Source organism: Aliiroseovarius crassostreae, assembly GCF_001307765.1.
Lineage (GTDB): Bacteria > Pseudomonadota > Alphaproteobacteria > Rhodobacterales > Rhodobacteraceae > Aliiroseovarius > Aliiroseovarius crassostreae.
Genome location: NZ_LKBA01000003.1, coordinates 16,126 through 39,923 on the forward strand (window position 1 = coordinate 16,126; position 23,798 = coordinate 39,923).

Genomic DNA, 23,798 nt, shown 5'->3' on the forward strand with positions numbered 1-23,798 from the left:
TAGGGTCAGTCACCCATCCATCTGACAAAACGGTGTCACCCGTTTCACTGTTTGTGGTGGCGGTGATCTGGCTACCATATCCAAACACTGTTCCTTGAACTGAGATTTCTGAGGAGTCCTCGTCTAAAGATCGGGTTACTTCAAACGAGACAGGTCCGGCCTTAATGTCAAACAAACTACCCGTAAAACTCGGTTGCGCGTGTCCCGTCGTAGTCGTGATTTCGGCATCAACCCCTATGCTACTCCAACCAGAGGGCGTTGTGACATCATGCGTGTAAACGCCACCCAATTCATGTCCATCAGTTCCAAACGAAATGTTTCCGCTATCTTTGTTACCCATTCTATTTACCCCTCAAAAAAACCAAGAAACTTAAGAGCCTCAAGAAAAACAAAGTGGCAAACGAAACAGCGCACACAACAAAAACCCCAATCGTTTGGAGGTTCGGCTCTCTTTCCAAAAGGTTGCCAAAGAAAACTAGCCATAGGAATGTCAATATACACAGCACCGCCAAGGCATCTTTTATCTTTGACATTCTTGTCCGTTTCCGAATTGCCTTTCTGTTTTTCATGCTCATTCTTCTCGCCCTCTCATCATTGACGCAAAACACGCGCTGATCGGCTCATAGTAGCTCCAGTCTGTTCTACCGCCACCATGGCTTAGGCGTTGAAGTACATCCTGTTGAATTCGACCAGAGACCCAGTAGATATTGTCCGGAATGAGCGCCTGAGATGGGCTTGCGAAAGGCATGACGTCCGCCGACCAAAGCTCTGCCGCTCCTGCCGCCGAGCATTCCGCGACCTCATTCGGACAACGTTCTCGGCAAAGATCAACCAAAGGCAAGAAAGCTGGCACGTGCATGCTGTACTCGATAGCAGCGCCTCGTTGCCCTGGATCCTCCAGCAGATCTCGCGGCGCTACCGGAGCCCATGTCATCGCAAGTGGTGTAGGAAATCCATCAGCGCTTCTGGGTATAAGTGCCGAACCTGAATATGCCGCAGCACCAACCTGTCCACCCCGAACCATACGGGCCAAAAAGAAAGCGGCCTCTGGTGGCAGAATAACACTACTGTTGACAATCTCTACTGCGAGGTTCCCTTGGCCACTGTTAAAGAGGGCTGCAAATGCACGTGTTGCAAGCGCGAACTCACCCGCTTTGAAAAGTGGCGCAATGGCGTCCGCGCGCGTTTCGCGATCTGCGCTGTCAAGCATCGCGTGCGCAAGAGGGCTGATCTCAGCAGCTGCTTCAAGCCAACTCCTGCCTGACAATCCTCCTGGCTGTCGTAACAATGCTACACGTTCATTTCTTGGCAAGTTTTCCGTGACAGGTCCGATTAGGTGGGCATGGCTGCCTATTCTTGCGAGAAGAATCTGAGCAGCTGTGTTTCCCTTATTGGCGAGGCTCGACAGTTGACGAAGCGCCTCCAGATTATCGGATCCATCCAGCCATAACTGAACAGCACTTTGGTAGCTTCTTGAAGCTGTTCCGGGAATATCTTCATCTGCACCAGCAATGGCAGGCAGGGTCATGGTAAACACGACTACAGCTGCAGATATCCTACGGCAAAGTCCGTTTGAAACCGCACTGTAAAAGCCCCCAATGGAAAAGGCAGACCATCGCTTTGCAATGATTATCATTAGTTCAAGTCTCGCCTCACTCGTACGCTGGTCACTTTGGATGACAACTGCCGATATCCAGCGATACCTACACAAACCAATCCACTTTGGAGGGTATTGAAGGGATCAACCTTTCGTCAACCATTTGTTGAAATTATATTTCTTCAACATATCAATTTGTTATAGGATTATTTACCAAGCAGATAAATTCACCACAACCTTTGGCGGATCTCTTTTTAAAAGTCCCCGATCTCCGTGAAGGGGATTCGCCTACACGGTTCGCGTCCTTAATCTGCGCGATGTCGACCTGACATGACGAACCAAAGCGTATGCTGCAGGTTGACCTTTCGGGGCGGCTTCCAGTTTTAAAATCTGACCTGCGACCAGGCCATATGGGGTAGATTCCGGTAGGGGGCAGGATCGTATCACAAGGCCCTGACGCCCCCTACATCCCTTCAATTTGAGCCCTATGGTCGCCTTCGTTATGGCGATGAGCGTGGTGCGCCCGTTTGATGGCTGTGAAGGTGGCAAGAAATAGGGGTGATTACTTCACAACCTTGCCGCTGACTTTTGCCGCCACCGGTATTCGCCGGTGAGCAGGATGTGAGCCCATCCGAGCGGCGAGATATGCGCGAGCAGAGCGGGGTCGCAATTCAACCCGGCCCGCTGCCGCGCGGCGACGGCCTGACCGAGCTGCTTGGTGTTCCAGTAGATGATGATGGCGGCGAGCAGATTGAGACCGGCCATGCGGTAGTGCTGCCCTTCGGCGGTGCGATCCCGGATTTCACCCTGTCGCCCGATGCGCAGGGCGTTTTTCAGGGCGTGATGCGCCTCACCCTTGTTCAGGCCAATCTGGGCCCGCCGCTGCATGTCCGCGTCGAGGAGCCATTCGGTAATGAAGAGGGTGCGCTCGACGCGGCCGATTTCGCGGAGCGCCAGGGCCAGCTCGTGCTGGCGCGGATAGGCGGCGAACTTCTTGAGTAGCTGACTGGGCGGCATGACGCCCGTCACCATGGTGGCAGCAGACCGCAGCACGCCGGGCCAGTTCTGGACGACAAGGCCCTCGCGGATCTTGCCGCCGATCAGGCTGCGCAATTCGTTTGGCGCTGACGCCGGGTCGAAGAGGTATAGCCGTCGGGATGGCAGGTCGCGGATACGCGGGATGAACCGGAACCCGAGCAGCGACGTCACGGCAAAGACGTGATCAGTGAAGCCGCCGGTGTCGGCATACTGCTCTGTGATCTTCCGCCCGGCCTCGTTCATCAACAGCCCGTCTAGGATGTAGGGCGCTTCGCTCACGGTGGCCGGAATGTTCTGGGTGGCGAAGGGGCCGAACTGGTCGGAGACATGGGTGTAGGCCTTGAGGCCCGGCTCGGAGCCGTATTTCGCGTTGATGAGGTTCATGGCTTCCCCCTGCCGGGCGGCGGGGAAGAATTGCCCGTCGCTGGAAGCGGTCACGCCACCACCCCAAAACCTGGCCATCGGCAGCCGGGATTGCGCCTCGATCACCATGGCAAGGGCCTGGTTGATGGCGTCGCTCTCCACATGCCATCGCGACAGACGGGAAAGCTGGAAGTAATCATGGGTATTGGTCGCCTCGGCCATCTTGCTGAGCCCGAGGTTCAGGCCCTCAGCCAGGAGCACCGTCAGCATGCCGATCTGGTCTTTGCAGGGCGCGCCGGTTTGCGCACTGATGAAGGTTTCCGTGAAGCCGATATCCGCATCGACCTCCTGCATCAGCTCGGTGATCCGTATGGCGGGTAGCCGGTCGTAGAGATCGAGCACCAGTTCGTCCGCCTCTTCGGGCACCGCTGCGCTCAGGCGGTCGAGTTTCAGGATGCCGTTCTCGATCGAGCCGCCGGGGATGGCCCCGGTACGCGCTGCCTTGGCCAGACGCGCCAGGCCGTCGGTCATGCGTGCCTTACGGTCGGCAAGCCAGGCTTCCGGATCGAGCGGCACGGCCAGTCTTGGTATGTCCGTCACCGCCTCAGCGGGAACCAAAGCCTGTTTCAGATCGCTGTAGCGTCGGGAATGAGGCACCCAGATATCGCCGGATCGGAACGCTTCCCGCAGATGGAACAACACCGCCACTTCCCAGAGCCGGTGGCCATCTTTCTCCTGGGCATTCAGATGGCGCTGCCATTTGGAGCCGCGCCGCAGGAAGCCAACCGGTGGTGTCTCGGGCCTCTCATCACCCGCGATCAGCGTGCTGGCCTGCAGTAAGGGCGCTGTGACGCCCGCCGCCTGGATATCCAACGCGCGCAGCATGCGCGGGGCATAGCGCCGGAACCGGTGATAGCCTTGGCCAACATGCGCCAAGGGGTCAGCGGACATCGTGTCGGTCAACTCGGCGGCTGTGGCCACCAACGCTTCAAGCCGTTCCCACCCGCAGGCCAGTTCCGTCGCCTGATCCAAGGGCGCGCCATCGCTTCTGGCGTCGAGCAAGGCGGCTCCAAGGGATTTGAAGGCGCGCAGGGTGTCCTGCACCGCCGTCTTTACGTCAGCGATCTTGGCATCGCACAACTTCTTGCCACCCTGCCATGTCTTGCCCACGATCCGGTCGTGGGTCTCGATCACCGCATCGGCAAGCGCCGCACGCCATGCGACCGCGCAAACCGCGAGGATGGCCAGGCGGCGATCACTGCTGATGTCGCGCAGGCCATCGGCAAAATAGCGTTCACCCTGACGTTGCAGGCGGGTCACCCGATGGGGTGGAACCCCTGCGAGGATGTCAGACGACAGGTTCATCTCCTGCAGGAATTCCAACCGGTCGAGGAGGCTCTGTTGCAAACATTTTATTGAGCCGCAATGACCCTCTCGCTGGACGGAGTCAGGCTGCGAGTTGCTGTTCGAGCCAGGTCATGGTCTCTGACATAACACATGGTCCGACACCGAAGGCGCGTTCGATCATGCGTTTTTCGCCGATGGGATCGCGGGTCAGGTTGAAGGCGCGGCCCTGGCCTTTTCGCAATGCGCGCATCACTTCAAATCCCTTGATCGTGGCGTAGGCGGTTTTCATCGTTTTGAAGCCCCGGACCGGCTTGATCAGCTGCTTGAGCTTACCGTGATCGGCCTCGATGACGTTGTTCAGATACTTGACCTGGCGGTGTTCGACGTCCTTTGGGCACTTACCCTCTTTCTTCAATTCGCGGATCGCCTGGGTGTAGCATCCAGCCTTGTCGGTGTTGATTTTGGACGGTTTTTCCCAACCTTTGCAGGCACGAATAGCCTTGCCCAGAAAGCATTTGGCGGCTTTGGCATTGCGTGTCGAGGACAAATAAAAGTCGATCGTGTTGCCCAGCTTATCGACCGCCCGGTACAGATATGTCCACTTGCCGCGCACCTTGATATACGTCTCGTCAACGCGCCAGCTATCCGACATCGGCCGCCGCCACTGCCAGCGCATCCGCCGTTCCATGTCCGGGGCATATCGTTGCACCCAGCGGTAAATGGTCGAATGATCAACCCGAACGCCGCGCTCCGCCATCATCGTCTCAAGATCGCGATAACTGATCCCGTAGCGGCAATACCATCGCACCGCCCAAAGCACGACCTCACCGCTGAAATGCCGTCCTTTGAAATCACTCATGGAGCATCCCTCCTGCCTGGCGAAACTTAAAAATGGGGCCGCACGGAGAAGTTTGCAACAGAGCCCTTTTCTCTCATGTCCCTCCACGCTCGGGCATCCGTTCGGGTAATCGCAGAAAGCGCCCGATCCCCGCCCAGCACAAACGTCAAGTTCTTCTCGGCACGGGCAAATCGCTGCACCTGTTTTTTTCGGTGCTCCTGAAGAGGAAGGGCTTTTTCCTCAAGGTAGAACTTAAAGGCGTCCGTCACGGTGACCTCTTCGGGCTGCGCCGATAGACGAAACTGCCTGATCGCTTGTCTTGTTTGAGGTATTTCACGGTCACATTCCGCATAGCTTCACCTAATTGTGTAGGTAAGCGTGTATGCAGGGTGACCTCAAGGGGAAATTAAATCCTTAAATATCAAATAGATAAGTGGGATTTGATGGTGCCTCAAGAGGGACTCGAACCCCCGACCTTGTCCTTACGAAGGACCTGCTCTACCAGCTGAGCTATTGAGGCAGCCGGGGTTCGTTTAACCGCTTGATCGGCGTTGCGCAAGGCGCAAAACCATTCCTGGTCAATCGAACCCACTTTTGTATTTCACCGGTGGGAGACGGTTTCTGGTTTAGGTTTACAGCACCGTGGCAAGTGCTGTCGCAAGTTTGTCGACCAGTTCGTCAATCTGCTCTTCCGTAATGATAAAGGGCGGGGCGAGCAGGATGTGGTCGCCATGTTTTCCGTCACGGGTGCCGGACATCGGGTAACAGATTAACCCTGCGGCAAAGGCCGCTTTCTTGATTTTGCCTGCCACACCCATTGCCGGATCAAACGGGGTTTTCGTGTCGCGGTCAGCGACCAGCTCAAGGCCACGGAACAATCCGCGCCCCCGGATGTCGCCCACATTCGGGTGTTGGCCAAAGCGCGTCTCCAAGGCGGCTTGCAGCTTATCGCCCATTGCGGCCGCGCGCGCGGGCAGGTCACGGCTGGTCAGCTCTGTCACCACCGCCAGGGCCGCCGCGGTGGCGACCGGATGGCCCAGATAGGTGTGCCCGTGCTGGAAAAACCCTGATCCGTTTTCGATTGCGGCATATATCTTGTCGGTGCAGAGCATCGCTCCGATTGGCTGATACCCTGCCCCCAGCCCCTTGGCGATGCACAGGATATCCGGGGCGATGCCGTCATGGTCGCAGGCAAACAGATGTCCGGTGCGCCCCATGCCACACATCACCTCATCCAGGATCAGCAGCACACCATATTGATCACAGATCTCGCGGATGCGTTTGTAATACCCGTCCACGGAGGGAACCGCGCCCAGCGTGGCGCCGACCACCGGTTCGGCCATGAACGCCATCACGCTATCTGGCCCAAGACGCAGAATTTCACTCTCAAGCTCGTTGGCGACACGCTGCCCATAGTCAAAGCTGCTTTCGCCGTCATTCCGGCCCACATATTCGTAACAGGGCGCAATATGGCTCATCTCGACCAGAAGCGGGGCGAACTGGGCGCGGCGCCATTCATTGCCCCCCGCAGACAAGGCGCCCAATGTGTTGCCGTGATAGCTTTGTTTGCGGGCAATGACCCGGCGCCGTTCCGGCTGACCGATTTCAAGGAAATACTGCCGGGCCAGCTTGATTGCGCTTTCGGTGGCTTCTGACCCACCGGACACGAAATAGACCCGATCGAGAGCGCCGGGGGCGTTCTGGATCAGCAGCCTTGCCAATGCCTCGGCGGGTTCTGAGGTCATGAAGCCGGAATGGGCAAAGGCGATTTTCTCTACCTGCTCCTGAACCGCCTTGATCACCGCCGGGTTTGAATGCCCCAGACACGACACGGCGGCGTCGCCGCAATCCAGGTATTTCTGACCTTTGTCGTCAATCAGATAGGCCCCGTCCCCCGCCATGGCGGTGGGAAGGGTGGCTTTGGTGTGGCGGGGCAATACGTGGCTTTTCGGGCTCATGCCACATCTCCTTTCAGGCGGGATATCAGGGCGGCAACCGATGCTGCGTTGTCAGCCCAGGGGGTGTCGTGTTCGTCGGTCAGGCCATTCTCAAACCCCACCCGAAGGTCGCCGCCAAGATGGGCGGCACGGGTGAGACAGGCATGTTCCTGCGGGCCAAATGCGCAGACCATCCAGGGGTCTTTGGGTGTGCCATTTGTCAGAAACGGTTCCAGATCAGCAGGGCGCGAGATTTGCCCGGTTGCATAGCGTCCCAGCACCAAAAGGCGGTCAACCTGCCCGGCGCGCACAATTCCCTGTGTCTGCCAATGCGCCAGCAATGCCGCATCGTCGGTATCATAGAGGATATGCTGAACACGTGTGCCTTGCGCTGCACACGTCCCATAGACCTGTTCTGCAAGGCTGGGATCGCGGGAAATTTCGCGGATGGAAATTGACGCCCATTCTGGCGCAACCTGTTTCAGGCAGGCCAGTTGGGTTGCAACATCAAACAGGCCCGCAGCCTCGGTCGTGATCTGGATATCAAGCCCGGGGGCTGTGTCCTTAATCGCCGCGATTGTCTCAAGATAACGTCCCGCATCCAGAGAGTGGGTGCCGTCCCCCTCCCTGACATGCAGGTGAACGCCATTTGCCCCAACCGCGTGACAGGCAGCAGAGGTGGCAACTATCTCATCCAATGTGACGGGAAGGGCAGGGTGATCGCTGTGGGTGCGACGGGCGCCATTTGGGGCAACCAGAATATAGGGATGTGCCATGTCAATCCTAGCATCTTGTGCATGGGGCTTGCTTTTCTTGTGGAAATCCACGAGCCGTTGATCCTTGATTTCGACATCAAGCATGGTGTCACAAGCTTTGTCCAGATGCTGTTTCCAGGCGCAAAAACGTTTCGACTTTCACCTGAGACAGGGAAGTGCCGCACGAGATTAAATACTGTTTCAGGAGAATTTCCCTGGACCCGAATAGGAAATCTTTTAGGGGTCCAGGGCAGATGGTGCTCAAATACTCCGGGTCACTCACACCCCGGAAGCTCTTTCGCGATCATTGCCCATCATGCGAGTGGGCAAGTCCATCCCCAATTGGCAAACCGCCGATACGGTATTAGGTAGATCATGGCGGCCGACAGTGAAAGTGTTCAACTCATGGATGTTTAACATCAGGCGCGTTGCGTTTCTATTCTGGCGCGGATTGTTGCGTTTCCCCATCTCCGCCCTTCTTGAATTCGCTGGGTTGCATCCCCCAGATCTGGCGGAATCGGCGCGCAAAACTGGACGGATGGGTGTAGCCACAGGCCTGATACACCTCTTTGACCGCCATGCCCCTGCGCAGCAGGGCGGCGGCGTGTTCAACCCGGCGCTGAGACAGAAGCTGAGAAAAACTTTGCCCGAACAGGAGGGTCAGCTTGCGTTGCAAGCTCCGTTTGCTGAGGGCGCAAAGCCGCGCCAGATCATCCACGGAAAAGTCTGGCTGATCGAGGTGGTCGAGCAGATGGGCTTCGATCTGGCCCCGCAATCTTTCGTCGGCGGGCGCAAGTTCGACATTCTCAAGTGGCGCATCATGTTGTGTGTGTTGCGCGCGCACATGCGTGCGGATTGCATCGTAATTGTTCAGCCGCAGACGTATCCGCGCGATCAGGGTCTCGATGTCGAAGGGTTTGGTCAGATAATCATCGGCACTGACCGACAGACCCTCGCGCATCGAATGGTCCCCCGACAGCGCGGTCAGAAACAGCACCTGAATATGGGACGTCTCCGGGCATTCCTTGATCTCGCGGATCAGATCAAACCCGCTGCCATCGGGTAGCATGACATCGCAGATAATAAGGTGAAGGGGATATTTCTGCACCATGCGGCGGGCGGTGCTGCAGGAGGCCGCGCTGTGTATTTTGCCCAGCTCCCCAAGGGCACCCGTCAGGTAATGGCGCAGCTCGCGGTCGTCCTCAACGATCAGGATCTGGGGCTGCGTTTCGCTGTCTGGGCCATCTGAGTTGCGAGCCTGCGTATGCAATGGGCGATTATGGCGCGCAGGAAACCGCAGGGTGATTGCCGCCGGATCAGGCACCACATGGATATCAGCGCCGCTGCGCTGCACCAGTGCGCCCACAATTTCACCGCCATGGGTTGGCACGTTCTGATCTTCTGGCAGGTGCCCCTGAAGGGTTCTGATAAACTCCTCAGGCAGGCTTGCGGTATTGCTGACCTTCATCTTCAATACCTGGTTTTCAAGGGCAATCTGCACCTCGATTGCGCCCCCTCTTGGTGTATGCCGGATTGCATTTGACAGGAGGTTATGGGTGATCAGCTCAAGCGCCTCGAGGTCAACTGTGGCAACCCCCAGATTGCCCAGCTCTGTCTGAAAGCGGACGCCATGCAGGGTGGCGCTGTCTTGGTAGAGGGACAGGATCGGCTCGATCACCCCATCCAGATTGGCAATGACATGCTGGCTGGGATCAGTCCTGTTCTGCCTGCTCCCTTCTGACATCTCTTCGCTCAGCTGCGTCAGGCGGGCCACGGCGCGGGTGACCAGCGTCAGGAGTTTCTGGTTTTGCGGGCTGAGCTTGGCGGTTTTTTCGATGCTTTGAAGGGGGGCTTTGATCAACGAGATTGGGGTGCGGATTTCATGGGCAGCACGGGCGTAAAACTGCGCCCGCTCTTTGTCGGCGGCAACCAGTTTGCGGGTTTTCTCCTGCACCATGGCTTCCAGCGCCGATGTGCGTTTCTGAAGGGCCCGGTTGCGCAGCCATGGGATGAACAGGATTGCGGGAACCAAGAGCAGTAAATATGCCACCCACGCATACCAACGCAGATAAAGGGGGGCCGAGACCGAAAAGCTCAGAACCTGTTCCGGCCCTGTGACATTGCCGGCGCTGATACCCTGAAACCGCAGATCGTAGGATCCGGGCAGCAGGTTTTCACGGCGCAGTTTGTGCACAGAGCCGGTTGCCTCCTGCCACTTGGTGTCCACCGGATCCAGGCGCCAGCGCAGCCGATTGGCAACAGGATCGGTGTAATGCGCCACCGTAATCGCCATATCAAGCGTGGCGGGTGAAACCCTTTCATAATTCGGGGCTGGGGTGATCTGCCTGCCGTGTTCGTCAAGTTGGATGTAACTGACAAGTGGTGGCATATGATTGGGCTGTAACGTGTCGGGGTGAAACAGAGACAGGCCATTCATACCGCCAACCGCCAGGGTGCCATCGCTTAGCGCGGTATAGGCGTTGAAATTGAACTCGGCCCCTTGCAGCCCATCGCGGCTTTTGTAAACCGCAATGTCTCCGTCGCTCGGGGAATACCGGGCCAGCCCATTGTTGGTGGTGATCCAGATCTGCCCCTTCTGGTCGGGCAGAAGGCTGTAGATGGTCTCGTTCGGCAACCCATCCGCGCGCCCTATGCGGTCCAGGCGCTTCATGTCTTTTGACAGGATGGTTATGCCAGCCTGGGTGCCAACCAGCATGCGCCCATCGGGCAGGCAATAGATGGCCCGCACGTCATTGTCATCGAAATAGGCCGCCCCCGAAAAGGTTTGCGTCTCACCGGTTTCCGGGTTGAACCGGGTCAGGCCTCCGCTGGTGCCGATCCAGATATTGCCCTCCGGGCCCTCGTAAAGGCTGCGGGTTCGGTTGTGGGGCAGGGCGCCATTGTCTTTGTGGAGGTGGCGGACCGGTTGCAGGTTTTCGTCCAGCGTGAAAACGCCAGAATGGGTGCCGACCCAGATCTGTCCGTGCCGATCTTGCAGCAAAAGCCGGACGAACCGGTCATGGAACAGCGCGTTTCCGCCCTCTTCCGACACCGGGGTCAGGGTTCTTGTGCGCCAGTCGTAAAGGTGCAGACCGCGGCGGCGAAGGGCGAGCAGCAGGTGATCCCCCAGGGGCAGGATGGCACGCACATCCTGGTCGCCCTTGCCCAGATCCACGCGTTCAAACCGCTTTTCGTCCCGGATCAGCCGGTCGAGCCCCTTTTTGGACCCAACCCAAAGTGACTTCCCCACCCCCTCGGTCATGGACCAGATCGTGGCAGAGATAGGCCCCGCATCCCCTTCGGGATTGGCGAAATAGGTTTCAAACGGATCCGGGTATTGCGACAGGTTGCTGACGCCGCGGTCATAGGTTCCCGCCCAGATGCGACCCATTTTCCCGGCGGTCAGGGCAATGACAGTGTCGCTTCCAAGGCGAAGGGGCTGACCCGGATGTGCCCGGTAATTGACGGTGTCTCCGGTGACAGGATCATGCACGAAGATGCCATGTGACCAGGTGCCAAACCAAAGACGCCCATCCTGCCCCTGGCTGATGCTTTCCACATCATTGTCGGGCAGATCAATCGGTTGGCTAACCGTCAGGCTGGACGGGTCCAGAAGGTTCAGCCCCCCCTCTTCGGTGCCGATCCAGACCTGGTCCTGATCATCTGCGAACAGGGCCATGATCCGATCACCGCTCAGGTCGGAATTGTCCCGGCGAATGGGGCGAATATTGTCCCCCTCATCATTGATCAGAAGCAATCCCCGTACCTGTGTACCCACCAGCAGGCGACCGTCCTTTAGGTGCAAAAGGCGCAGGGCTGCTGTGGGGTCAATAACGTCTTCCGCGTCAATCACCGGAAGCACTCCCGGAGGGGGGGCGGCCTTTAGCGCAGCGTTGACCCGATCCGGCGGCAGTTTCACAACACCTGCCCCGGTGGTGACCCATACGGCGCCATCCGGTTTGAACGCAAAGTCATAGGTGTCATTCAGAAGGGTGGTTTGGGCAGCGCCATCCGGGGCGCGAAACCCTGTGAGAAACTCCGCAGATTGGGAGTAGACGCTGACGCCACCGCCCAATGTCGCAACCCAGATGCGCCCCTGAAGATCCCCTTTCAACCCAAAGATATAGTTTGTCTGCAAGCCATGATTGGGGGTTTCGCTGCGATATAAATAGCTGAACCGGGCACCGTCGAAAATGCTGATCCCGTCCCCGGTGGCAAACCACATCCGGCCATCATGCGCCTGGTAGATCGCGTGGACGGTGCTTTGCGACAGACCATCATCAATGGTCAGCTGGCGCGCCATTTTCGGAGTGTCCCCCAGTGCCGCTTGGCAGAGCCCGAGGGTAAGGAGCCAGATCCCCAGTATCAGTTCCCGCATCGCGTCCCCCCGTTGCCTGCCCTGTTTGTTTGGCCCGTTTGTTTGTTTGTCCTGTCCGTCAGCCATCACCCCATAGATAGCGCCTTGGGGTGGATCTTGGCTTTATGACGGGGAAAAGCCATCTTTTCCCTGTATTCCTCATCATGTGCTCGTAGGAGGGAAAAAACGGTGGCGCAATTGCTCAAAAGGTTAGGGTCAGGTTGGGAAATACTTGGATTTGAAGCGGGCGAATTCACGTTCAGAGGGTTTTTTATCCGTATATACCTCAACATAATCCGGCATCCGATTGATGCGCTCTTCAAGGTCCTCGCTGACCTGCATCGAAATGTAGCCGATCTGGGTATATAGCACCGTCATGCTGCGCACCTCGGCCTGCTTGTCGGAAAAGCCGAACCGGCGATACATATCGGCAATGGCGCGGGCGCGCAGGCGGTCTGAGTGTTCGATCTTGCGCTGTAGGTCGGGGGCATTGCGGGCCCAGTTGCGGATTGCCAGATCCAGCCGGGAATCGAACAGATCCGCGTCCAGCCAGCACTCGAACAGGTTCAGCATCGCCTCGGTGATCGTGTCGGCATAGGCTTCGGTCTGCCGGATCAGGTTGCCGGTATTCTTCGCGTCCCACCGGGCGATCATCACGTCCAGAAGCGCCTCGCGATCCTTGAAATACCAATAGAACCCGGACCGCGTAAGTCCCAGTTTTTTCGAGAGAACACCAACCTTTACGGCCTCCACACCACTTTCGGTCAGGACCTCATATGCGGCGGATAGCCAGGCATTTTCTGCCCCCTGGCGTTTGGAGCTTTCCAGTTCTGTCATGACCCAAATTTAGTATTTCTTGACACAGGTGTCAATTTTAATGACGCTACTGTCTATACACCTTTGCGAATGGGAGGACGCCATGGTTGATCAGAGCGCAGTACCGGTGCGAAGCCGGCGGCGAAAACGTGGTGCGGGCGAAATACGCAGCGGCCAACCCGGCCAGAACCCTCATCTTGAGGTGCCCTTCATCACGCGGGGCATCCCGACTTATGACCTTCTGGAAGAGGGGGCGCTGGTTGAGATTGAACAGACCGCTGAGCGCATCCTGTCAGAGATCGGCATCGAGTTTCGTGAAGACCCGGACACGGTAGAGATGTTCCGCCGGGCCGGAGCCGAGGTGACAGAGCTTACCGCCGAGAGCTGGAATTTGAAATTTGCGCCGGGCATGGTCCGCCAGATCCTGTCCACCGCGCCGTCCAAATTCACCCAGCACGCGCGCAATCCGAAAAACAATGTCGAGATCGGTGGGCGGTCGATGGTTTTTGCGCCCTCTTATGGATCGCCTTTCGTCATGGATCTGGACAAGGGGCGGCGCTATGGCACGATCGAGGATTTTCAGAACCTGATCAAGCTGGGGCAAAGCTCGCCCTGGTTGCACCATTCCGGTGGCACGATCTGTGAACCCACCGATATTGCGGTGAATAAACGCCATCTGGACATGGTTTACAGCCACATCAAATACTCGGATCGCGCCTTTCTTGGTTCGATCACCGCACCCGAGCGGGCCGAAGACAGCATCGAGATGACCCGTATCCTGTTTGGCGCTGATTACGTGGATCAGAACTGTGTGATCATGGGGAATTTCAACACCACCTCACCGATGGTGATGGATGGGGTCACAACGCAGGGCATCCGGGCCTATGCGCGGGCGGGGCAGGGTTCCATCCACCTGCCCTTCCTTCTGGGGGGCGCGGTCAGCCCGCTGACCATGGCGGGGTCGATTGCGCAATGTCTGGCGGAAACCATGGTGTCGGCGGCCCTTACGCAATTGGAGCGGCCGGGCGCGCCTGCGATCCTTGGCAGTTTCCTCAGCTCGATGTCGCTCCGCTCTGGCTCGCCCACATTTGGAACGCCGGAGCCGGCGCTGGGGTCACTGGTGATGGGGCAGCTGGCGCGACGCCTGAACATGCCGCTGCGCTGCGCGGGCAATTTCTCGACCTCGAAATTGCCGGATGCGCAGGCAATGCAGCAATCCATGATGTCCATGATGTCGGCTGTGCAATGCGGGGCCAATTTCATCCTGCATTCGGCGGGCTTTCTGGATGGGCTTTTGTCGATGTCATACGAGAAATTCGTGATGGACACCGATATGTGTGGTGCGCTGCACGCCTACCTGAACGGGATTGCGGTCAACGAGGACACGCTTGGATTTGAGGCGCTGGCCGAAGGCGGGCCGGGGGCGCATCTGTTCTCAACCGCCCACACCCTGCGCCATTATCAGACCGCCTATTATGACAGTGCGCTGGATGACAACCAGCCGTGGGAAACATGGGATGAGCAGGGCGGCATTGATGCTGCGACCCGCGCCAACCAGCGTTGGAAACAGCTGTTGAACGACTACGAAGCGCCGCCGCTGGACGACGCCGTGAACGACGCGCTGCGTGACTTCATGGCGCGTAAAAAGGCCGCGATGGCCGACATGTGGTATTGAGGAGGGACAGATGTCCAAAGATCCGCTGCTGCAACCCTTTCAGCTGAAACATCTGACCCTGAAAAACCGGATCATGACCACCAGTCATGAACCGGCCTACCCCGAGGACGGGATGCCGAAACAACGCTATGCGGCCTATCACGCGGAGCGTGCCCGGGCCGGGGTGGCCCTTGCGATGACGGCGGGGTCAGCGGCGGTGTCGCGCAACAGCCCGCCGGTTTTCAACAATATCCTCGCCTATAAGGACGAAGTGGTGCCTTGGATCCGGCAGCTGACCGATGGTTGCCATGAACATGGCTGCGCGGTGATGATCCAGCTGACCCATCTGGGGCGGCGCACCCATTGGGCCAAGGGGGATTGGCTGCCTGCCGTGTCCTCGACCAAACACCGCGAACCCGCCCACCATGCTTTTCCGAAACTCGCGGAAGACTGGGACATTGAGAATGTCATCGCCGATTTCACCGACGCAGCCGAGCGGATGAAAGCGGGCGGGATGGACGGGGTTGAAATCATGACCCATGGCCACCTGCTTGATCAGTTCATCTCGCCCCTGTCCAATGATCTGGACGGTCCTTATGGGCGAAAAACCCTGGAAAACCGCCTGCGCCTGACCAATGACATCATCGCCTCTGTCCGCAAACGGGTGGGGGACGACTTTGTTGTCGGCGTGCGTTTTGCCCCTGACGAGGCGCAGGCCGGCGGTATCGACGAAGAAATGGGGCTGGAGATCGCCCGGATCTTCGAGGCAAACGGCCATGTGGATTACCTCAATATCAACCGGGGGCGCATCCATACTGACCCGGCCATGACCGACATGATCCCGGTGCAGGGGATGAAAAATGCCCCGCATCTGGATTTTGCCGGGCGGGTCAAGGCGGCGGTCACCCTGCCGGTGTTCCACGCGTCGAAAATTCCCGATGTGGCCACCGCGCGCCACGCCATTGCCTCGGGCCAGCTTGATATGGTCGGCATGACCCGCGCGCATATGGCCGATCCGCATGTGGTGCGCAAAATCATTGAGGGGCGCGAGGATGACATCCGCCCCTGTGTCGGCGCCACCTATTGTCTGGACCGGATCTATGGCGCGGGTGAGGCCCTGTGCATCCACAACCCCGCCACCGGGCGCGAACTGACCATGCCGCATGAGGTCACGCCCGCAGATGAGAAGAAGAAAGTGGTTGTCATCGGTGCCGGCCCCGGCGGTCTGGAGGCCGCGCGGGTTGCAGCTGAGCGCGGCCATGACGTCATCGTGTTCGAAGCGCAACCGGATCCCGGAGGGCAGCTGCGCCTGGCCGCGCTTTCCCCACGTCGCCGCGAGATGATCTCGATCATCGACTGGCGCATGGCGCAATGTGCCGCTCGTGACGTGGAGTTCCGCTTCAACAGCTGGGCTGAGGCCGAGGACGTGCGCGCACTGGATCCTGATGTGGTCATTGTCGCCACAGGTGGTCTGCCGAATACCGAACTGTTCGAGCAGCGCGGAGACGCAGCCAATGTGGTCACCGCATGGGACATTATCGCGGGCGATGTGAAACCCGCCGAGCATGTGCTGATCTATGACGAAAGCGGTGATCATCCGGGGCTTCAGGCCGCAGAAATGGCCGCCCATGCCGGGTCCAGGGTTGAGGTGATGACCCCGGACCGCACCTTTGCACCGGATATCATGGCGATGAACCTCGTGCCCTATATGCGCGCGCTTCAGGACAAGGACGTCACCTTCACCGTCACCCGCCGTCTGTTGGATGTGGCCAGGGATGGCAATAAACTGACCGCAACGATCGGCACTGATTATTCGGATTTCACCCGTACGGCGCAATATGATCAGGTGGTGGTGAACTATGGCACCTTGCCGATGGATGAGCTCTATTTCGCACTGCGCGAGGAAAGCTCGAACCGGGGGGCGGTTGATCAGGAGGCGCTGATCGAAGGGCGCCCGCAGACGCTCCTGCGCAACCCGGAGGGCAGGTTCCAGCTGTTTCGCATCGGCGACGCCGTATCCGCACGCAATTGCCATGCCGCGATCTATGATGCGTTGCGGCTGGTCAAGGATCTCTGACGCGGAAACCGGAGTGCGCCAATGCCTTTCCCCCATATCTTCAAACCGGTTCGGCTGCGTCACAAGACGCTGAAAAACCGCGTGGTGTTCGGGGCGCATACCACCAATATGTCCCAAGATGGCCTGCCCGGGGATCAGCATCTGGCCTATTACCGCGAACGTGCCATCGGGGGCGCTGCGATGATTGTGGTTGAGCCGATGCCGGTGCATCCGGCGGCGGTGCTGACCCGTGGCAATTTTCGTCCCTCCACGGATGAGGTGATCCCCCATTTCAGACAGATCACCGAGGTGGGGCAGGCCCATGGCGCAGTGATGATCCAGCAGCTTTACCATGTGGGGGCGCATGGGGATTGGGACAATTCCTGGCACGCCAACTGGTCACCTTCGGGCGGGCCAAGCTATCACGACAATGATGGCAGCCATGCCATGTCCGAAGCCGAGATCGAAGAGACCATCCAGTCTTTCGTCGATGCGGCCGTCAGGTGTCAAAAGGCAGGTTTCGACGGGGTCGAAGTCTGGGCCGCCTATCATTGTCTGATTGACCAGTTCTGGACCCCGTTTTCGAACCAGCGAGAAGACCAATGGGGCGGGTCGCTGGAAAACCGCACCCGGTTTTCGCGTGAGATTCTGAAACGCATCCGGTCTGCCTGTGGCGACAACTTCATCATCGGGCTGTCTGTTGCCGATGAACCGGATGTCGAGGCTGCCCTCAGCCGCGAAGACACCGCCGAGATTGTCGCGCTGCATGATGCGGAGCAACTGATGGATTATGTCACTTGCGGGTCGGGCGGGTATTTCGATTTCTACAAGCTGATGCCCACTTTTCTCTATGGCGAAAAGCTCGGTGTGGATCTGGCAACCCGGCTGAAATCCGTCGTCAAACACGCGCTGGTCACGGCAGAAAGCCATATCCGAACCCCGGAAAATGCCAATACGGTTCTGGGTGCGGGCGAGGCGGACCTTGTCTCCATCGTGCGCGGGCAGATTGCCGATCCGCATCTGGTGGCAAAGGCGGGAGAAGATCGCGCAGAGGACATCCGTGGCTGCCTGTCGTGCAACCAGCAATGCTGGGGGCGACGGGGGCGGGATTATTGGATCTCATGCCTGATCAACCCGTCGGTCGGGCGCGAGCATGAATGGGGCGGGGATCGATTCAGCAAGGTGCAATCCCAACGCAATGTGCTTGTGGTCGGGGCTGGTCCGGCCGGACTGGAATGTGCCCGTGTGGCGGCGGAACGCGGGCACCGGGTCACCTTGGCCGAAGCAGGCCCAGCACTGGGTGGACAGTTTCGGCTGGCAGGGCTGCAGCCGCGCCGCGCGCAGATCAGCGACCTGATCGATTGGTATCAGCGCCAGCTCATCGCGTTGGGTGTCAACATTCGCTACAACAGCTATCTGGATGCGGCCGAGATTGCGGCGTTCGGCGCGGATCTTATCGTCGACGCAACAGGCTCTGTTCCGGCTGGAAACGGGTTTCAGAAGGGGCTGGCACATGTCGGCACCCTGCCGGGTATCGAGCGGGGAAATGTGTTCAGTGCCGAGGATGTCATGGCTCGCGATGCCCGTCTGGGGAAGGCCGTGATCGTATTGGACGAAGGGGGCAACTGGCGCGGTATTGGCACCGCCTGGAAGCTGGCCCAGGACGGTCATGACGTGACCATTGTCACCCCGGACCCGGTGGTGGGCAAAGAGTTGTTCCGATCTGCCGCCGATCTTCCGGCGCGCAAGCAACTGGCCCGGCTTGGCGTGCGCTTTGTAACCGAAACCGTGGTGACGGGCTGGTCGGATCAGGGGGCTGTCTGCGGGGCCGACTGTGCCAGTATCCTGACCGGAGAGACCTGCCGGATCCCAGCCGACAGCCTTGTGCTTGCCACCGCGGAACGTGTCGGCATGGGGCTGAAGCAGGAATTGCGGGCAATGGGGTTTGACCCGGTTCTGATCGGGGACGCCCATGCACCACGCAATGCCGCCGCAGCCTTTTACGACGGGCGGCGTGCGGGGCTGGCCCTCTGACCGGACAGTTTGGTGCTGGAAAACAAGGCAAGAGCCACAACTCCGCGCTGGCCTCACCCGGTCATCAGTGCTAATCCCTGTGCCGAAGAATTGACTGCAAGAGGCGAGAAAACATGCCAGCTTACCGTTCCAGAACGTCGACCCATGGTCGTAACATGGCGGGTGCCCGCGGATTGTGGCGCGCGACCGGGATGAAGGATGACGATTTTGGCAAGCCGATCATCGCCATCGTGAACAGCTTTACCCAGTTCGTGCCGGGGCACGTCCACCTGAAGGATCTGGGCCAGATGGTTGCGCGCGAGGTCGAGGCCGCTGGCGGTGTGGCCAAAGAATTTAACACCATCGCCGTCGATGACGGGATCGCGATGGGCCATGACGGCATGCTTTATTCGCTGCCGTCGCGCGAAGTGATTGCGGACTCGGTTGAATATATGGTCAACGCGCACTGTGCTGACGCGATGGTCTGTATATCGAACTGCGACAAGATCACCCCCGGTATGCTGATGGCCGCGATGCGCCTGAACATCCCGGTGATCTTCGTCTCTGGTGGTCCGATGGAAGCGGGCAAGATCGACATTGCCGATCTGGACGCCAAGAAGATCGACCTTGTCGATGCGATGGTTGCCGCAGCGGACGACAAATACACCGACGAGCAGGTCCAGCACATCGAAGAAAACGCCTGCCCGACTTGCGGGTCGTGCTCGGGCATGTTCACTGCGAACTCGATGAACTGCCTGGCCGAGGCACTGGGTCTGGCGCTGCCGGGCAATGGCTCAACGCTGGCCACGCACGCCGACCGCAAAGGCCTGTTCCTCGAGGCTGGCCGCAAGATCGTCGAGATCACCAAGCGCCACTATCAGGACGAAGAAAAAGGTCTGCTGCCGCGCGAGATCGCAACCTTTGAAGCGTTCGAAAACGCCATGTCGCTGGATATCGCCATGGGGGGGTCGACCAACACCGTGCTGCACCTCTTGGCCATCGCCCATGAGGGTGAGGTTGATTTCGACATGACCGACATGGATCGTCTTTCGCGCAAAGTGCCCTGCCTGTGCAAGGTCGCACCGAACATCCACAACGTCCACATGGAAGATGTGCACCGCGCCGGTGGCATCTTCTCGATCCTTGGCGAACTCTCGCGCGCTGGGCTGCTGCACAATGACGTGCCAACCGTGCATTCCTCCACAATGGGCGAGGCGATCGCCAAATGGGACATCAAGGTCGCCAATAACCCCGAGGCCGAACAGCTCTTTAAAGCGGCCCCCGGAGGTGTGCGCACCACCAAGGCGTTCTCGACTGAAAACCGGTTCAAGGAACTGGACACCGACCGCGAAACCGGCGTGATCCGCTCGGCTGAACACGCGTTTTCGAAAGATGGCGGTCTGGCCGTTCTGTTCGGCAATATCGCCGAAGACGGCTGTATCGTGAAAACCGCGGGTGTGGATGAAAGCATCCTGACCTTCACCGGCACCGCCCATGTCTGCGAAAGCCAGGACGCGGCCGTGAACAACATTCTGACCGGCAAGGTCAAGGAAGGCGACGTGGTTGTCATCCGCTACGAAGGGCCGCGTGGTGGGCCGGGGATGCAGGAAATGCTCTACCCGACCAGCTATCTGAAATCGAAGGGTCTGGGCAAAGCCTGTGCGCTCTTGACCGATGGCCGCTTCTCGGGCGGGACCTCGGGCCTGTCAATCGGCCACGCCTCGCCGGAAGCGGCAGAAGGTGGCGCCATCGGTCTGGTGCAAGACGGCGACAAGATCGAGATCGACATCCCGAACCGCACCATCAACCTTGCCATCTCGGACGAGGAAATGGCCGCCCGCCGTGCCGAGCAGGACAAGAAGGGCTGGGTCCCCGCCGAGCCGCGTAAACGCAAGGTCTCGAAGGCGCTGAAAGCCTATGCGATGCTGGCGTCTTCCGCAGCGAAAGGCGCAGTGCGCGTCATCGACTGATCCTGACCATACATCTAAAATGACGAAGGGCGGGTCAACATCCCGCCCTTTTTCTTGCCTGAAATACCTCATGGGGGTCTGGGGGTGTGAAACCCCCAGCCTGCCTCAGCCACAATGCCGGTCTACCATCCGCTGCACCATCGGCGCAAAATGCCAGTAATCCGGCGTCTCCATATCGTCGCGCTTACCCGCCTCATCCAGATAGCGCACCGCGATGATTTCCTTGAGGTTCGGGTTGGCTGCAAACTCTGCCACCTCTTCCGCATTCATCGGCCCGCCCTGCAATTCCAGCGTATGGGCCGATGCAGGCGACAGGCGTTTGTAATACTCGGGCTTGGTGGCGCAGAGATAGCGTTTCGCCGCCACGTGATAGCGCACGCAATCGGTGATTACCGAGGGAAAAAACCGCTCCAGCACCTCGGCGCCTGCATCTTCGTGGTGCCGGTCCTCGGTGTCATCCGGGTGATAGGTGCCAAACTCGGACGTAAAATGCCCGATATCATGCAAAAGGGCGCCCACGATGACCTCCTCCGACTGTCCATTCTGCTCGGCAATCGTTGCCCCCTGCAACATGTGCTGGGCCATGGTCACGGGTTCGCCGAGATACTCCTCCCCGCCGCGGCGTTCAAAAATCCCACCGATGAATTCGACGATATTTTCAGGCGTCAGCTGGTCGATATCCGGCTTCATTCTGCGGCCTCCTTCTGTTCGGACCGCACCATCGCATCATAGGTCGACCGCAACCCGTCCTTGTCGGAGTAGCAGCCCTGCAGCCAGCGGGTGCCCTCGCCGGAATATCCCTTGCGGGCGTGCAATACACGCGTGTTGTCGACCACAAATCCTTCGCCGGGGTCGAGCCGGAACGTCACTTCCATTGCCTCGTCATCAATAATCTCACCCAGGCGGCGATAGGCGGCATAATAGGTCTCCATCTTTTCAAACGGCACGTCGGTCACAGCGGCCAGCGAGCGGTTGTTGAACCGCACCCCAATCAGCTCGCCATCCGGGGCCAGTTCAATCATCGGACGGCGGGAGGTCAGGCATACCCCATCTTCCCCCGCATATTCGAACCGGGCGCAGTGATCCGTCAGAACGTTGAAATAGACTTCGTTTTCGTCGCGCAGACGCAGGGCAGCGGCAAACCCGTCGACCACCATGTTTTCTCCGCCAGCGGCCGAGCTTTCGAGGCAATAAAGCACCTGAACAGACGGTACGGGATCACGGTAGGGGTTATCGGTATGGGCTTGCAGACCCAACCCGGTGAAGGCAAGGTTTGTCGGGTTTACCTCGGTGCGCACCTCGAAATGCTTGCCGTAATTTGTGTCACGCACATAGCCAAACAGATCAACAACCTTGAACAGCGCGCCACTTTCCACCGGGCCGTTCACGACCTTGCCAAAGCCATATTTGGTAACCTTTCCCAGCCAGTCCTTCAGCGCATCGCCCCCTTTGGACAGTTCGGCAAAATCCCCGACCGGCACATTGCCCATCAAGTCGCTGTTCCAGGCTTCAATGCGCGGGCCAAGCCAGCCGCGGGCCTCGGGCGCCGGTCGGTCATAGGCATTGTCAGTCAGCCAGCCCAGATCGTAAGTGACGGTTTTCATTTCCGGAGTGAAGGTGACAGTGAGCAGACCATTTTCAACCGAGGCCGCAGATATCGCCGTGTTGGCCGGAATGTCACGCAAGGCAACAAGCCTTTGCCCATTGCCGGGCGCGCGGGTATCTTCATCCCAGGCATTATCGCGTAGCCACATCGCGTGGAACCGCGTGTTTTCGCCGTTGAGGGAGAGGGTGAGAACCTGACCCTGCGGGTCGATCTTGACTTCGGACATCTGGGTTACCTTCCTTGAGTCTCGAATTGAACGGTCTGTTTTCAGATGACAGTGTTGCTGCATCCGTTCATAAGTTCAATTTAGGGAATGCGTATCTGAGGGGGCGTTTTGCTTATGTCTGGATCTCAACCCTCCAACCTGCCACCGGCCAATATTCCACTGGCCAATATTCCGCTGGATTGGGTGCGTGCGTTTGAGGCTGCGGCGCGGACCGGCAGCTTCACCGGGGCGGCGCGGGAAACCGGCCTGACGCAAGCAGCGATCAGCCAGCGGATCGGTCAGCTTGAGGCGCGGCTTGGGGTGAGGCTTTTCATTCGGCAGGCGCGCGGGGTGGTCCTTTCGGTTGATGGCGAAGCGTGGCTGCCTTATGTCAGTCACGGCCTGACCACGCTGGACCAAAGCGCGGAAGAGCTCTTTGGGATGCGCCGCAAGACCATCACCCTCTCGGCCAGTGCGTCGATGCTGGCCCATTGGATTGCGCCGCGTCTGGCGGAAATACAGATGCCGGGTGAGGTGCAAATCTCGTGCCAGACCATGGTTTTGTCCGCAGACAGCCTGCGTGAAACACCGATGGTGCGGGTGCGCTATGGCGATGGAAGTGGGGCGTTTGATTACAAGGCTAAGCTGTTTGCAGACGCCCTGTCGCCGGTCTGTGCACCACGTTTGATCCGGGGGGGGCGCCTCTGGCAGGACCTGCCGCGCCTCGCGGTGACTGGGCCGCGCGCGGGATGGCAGGCCTGGGCCACCCTGACCGGGGATCCGACAACGCCGGTGCCGCTTTTGCGGTTTGACACATTCACCGCCGCGGTTGCGGCCGCGCGGGCGGGGGCCGGGGTGCTGATGGCCTCTTTGCCTCTGGTGCAGGCGGAATTGGGAAATGAGCGGCTGCTGCGCTTGTCAGACCATGTCCTGCGCCCGGCGGAAAGTCACTGGATGACGGCGAGCAAACAGGCGGTCAGTAAAAAACAATGGGCGGCGCTGACCGCCGCCCTGTGTATTTAACCTGTGTATCTAACGCGTTCCGCCAAAATCCTGAATCGCTGGTTTGGGGCGGAACGCTTCAGCAGGTCGCTGAAATAGTCGCTGAGCCGGAACGCTTTCCCGTCGTCAGGTCCGGTTCGACTGAAGTGTCATGTCTGTCGGCGCGCCCACGGCTCGCTTCTGGGGCCATCTTTCCCTTCATACCGCCAGCAACCTCGGCAGCCGGGCAAGGTTGTTGGCGGCC

At 59.0% G+C, this 23,798-nt stretch carries 13 protein-coding genes, 1 tRNA gene and 1 pseudogene; 5 read left to right on the forward strand and 10 right to left on the reverse strand.

The annotated features are described in order from the left end of the window. Positions 1 to 571 precede the first annotated feature (571 nt). From AKJ29_RS02050 to AKJ29_RS02090, 8 genes and pseudogenes are all read right to left on the reverse strand, one after another. Positions 572 to 1,537 (reverse strand): hypothetical protein, encoded by a 966-nt coding sequence (locus AKJ29_RS02050; RefSeq protein ID WP_139231505.1) that lies wholly within the window; start codon positions 1,535 to 1,537, stop codon positions 572 to 574. Between the two features lie 627 nt (positions 1,538 to 2,164). Further along, positions 2,165 to 4,393, reverse strand: a pseudogene (locus tag AKJ29_RS02055) (Tn3 family transposase); the annotation flags it as partial. A 52-nt stretch (positions 4,394 to 4,445) separates the two neighbouring features. Continuing rightward, positions 4,446 to 5,204: an IS6 family transposase gene (locus tag AKJ29_RS02060; protein ID WP_055187164.1), complete on the reverse strand. Its 759-nt coding sequence runs from the start codon at positions 5,202 to 5,204 to the stop codon at positions 4,446 to 4,448. A 423-nt stretch (positions 5,205 to 5,627) separates the two neighbouring features. Next, positions 5,628 to 5,703 (reverse strand) — tRNA-Thr (locus tag AKJ29_RS02070). Between the two features lie 112 nt (positions 5,704 to 5,815). Further along, positions 5,816 to 7,141, reverse strand: a complete 1,326-nt coding sequence (locus AKJ29_RS02075; RefSeq protein ID WP_055187533.1) for an aspartate aminotransferase family protein — start codon at positions 7,139 to 7,141, stop codon at positions 5,816 to 5,818. After that, a complete protein-coding gene (locus tag AKJ29_RS02080; protein WP_314732183.1) occupies positions 7,138 to 7,980 on the reverse strand; it encodes a beta-keto acid cleavage family enzyme in 843 nt (280 codons plus the stop codon). The genes AKJ29_RS02075 and AKJ29_RS02080 overlap by 4 nt, the downstream gene beginning before the upstream one ends. A 331-nt stretch (positions 7,981 to 8,311) precedes the next feature. Next, positions 8,312 to 12,253, reverse strand: a complete 3,942-nt coding sequence (locus AKJ29_RS02085; protein ID WP_161805363.1) for a hybrid sensor histidine kinase/response regulator transcription factor — start codon at positions 12,251 to 12,253, stop codon at positions 8,312 to 8,314. A gap of 195 nt (positions 12,254 to 12,448) precedes the next feature. Continuing rightward, positions 12,449 to 13,069: a TetR/AcrR family transcriptional regulator gene (locus AKJ29_RS02090; protein ID WP_055187535.1), complete on the reverse strand. Its 621-nt coding sequence runs from the start codon at positions 13,067 to 13,069 to the stop codon at positions 12,449 to 12,451. 82 nt (positions 13,070 to 13,151) lie between these two features. On the opposite strand from AKJ29_RS02090, the gene AKJ29_RS02095 reads away from it, so the two are divergent. The 4 genes from AKJ29_RS02095 (at position 13,152) to ilvD (ending at position 20,741) form a co-directional block, all read left to right on the forward strand. Beyond that, positions 13,152 to 14,723 (forward strand): trimethylamine methyltransferase family protein, encoded by a 1,572-nt coding sequence (locus AKJ29_RS02095; RefSeq protein WP_055187536.1) that lies wholly within the window; start codon positions 13,152 to 13,154, stop codon positions 14,721 to 14,723. 10 nt (positions 14,724 to 14,733) lie between these two features. Further along, positions 14,734 to 16,779, forward strand: coding sequence for an NADH:flavin oxidoreductase (locus AKJ29_RS02100; protein WP_055187537.1), 2,046 nt, complete (start codon positions 14,734 to 14,736; stop codon positions 16,777 to 16,779). A 21-nt stretch (positions 16,780 to 16,800) separates the two neighbouring features. Further along, positions 16,801 to 18,792, forward strand: a complete 1,992-nt coding sequence (locus tag AKJ29_RS02105; RefSeq protein WP_055187538.1) for an oxidoreductase — start codon at positions 16,801 to 16,803, stop codon at positions 18,790 to 18,792. Positions 18,793 to 18,905: 113 nt separating this feature from the next. Continuing rightward, on the forward strand, positions 18,906 to 20,741 hold the full coding sequence (gene ilvD / locus AKJ29_RS02110) for a dihydroxy-acid dehydratase (RefSeq protein WP_055187539.1): 1,836 nt from the start codon (positions 18,906 to 18,908) through the stop codon (positions 20,739 to 20,741). A 105-nt stretch (positions 20,742 to 20,846) separates the two neighbouring features. On the opposite strand, the gene tmpB is transcribed toward ilvD, so the two are convergent. Next, positions 20,847 to 21,431, reverse strand: a complete 585-nt coding sequence (gene tmpB / locus AKJ29_RS02115; protein WP_055187540.1) for a (R)-1-hydroxy-2-trimethylaminoethylphosphonate oxygenase — start codon at positions 21,429 to 21,431, stop codon at positions 20,847 to 20,849. Further along, a complete protein-coding gene (gene tmpA, locus AKJ29_RS02120; RefSeq protein WP_055187541.1) occupies positions 21,428 to 22,573 on the reverse strand; it encodes a 2-trimethylaminoethylphosphonate dioxygenase in 1,146 nt (381 codons plus the stop codon). Before tmpA ends, tmpB begins: the two co-directional genes overlap by 4 nt. Positions 22,574 to 22,687: 114 nt before the next feature. Between tmpA and AKJ29_RS02125 the strand changes: the two genes are divergently transcribed. Beyond that, on the forward strand, positions 22,688 to 23,575 hold the full coding sequence (locus tag AKJ29_RS02125; RefSeq protein WP_055187542.1) for a LysR family transcriptional regulator: 888 nt from the start codon (positions 22,688 to 22,690) through the stop codon (positions 23,573 to 23,575). Positions 23,576 to 23,798: the final 223 nt, after the last annotated feature.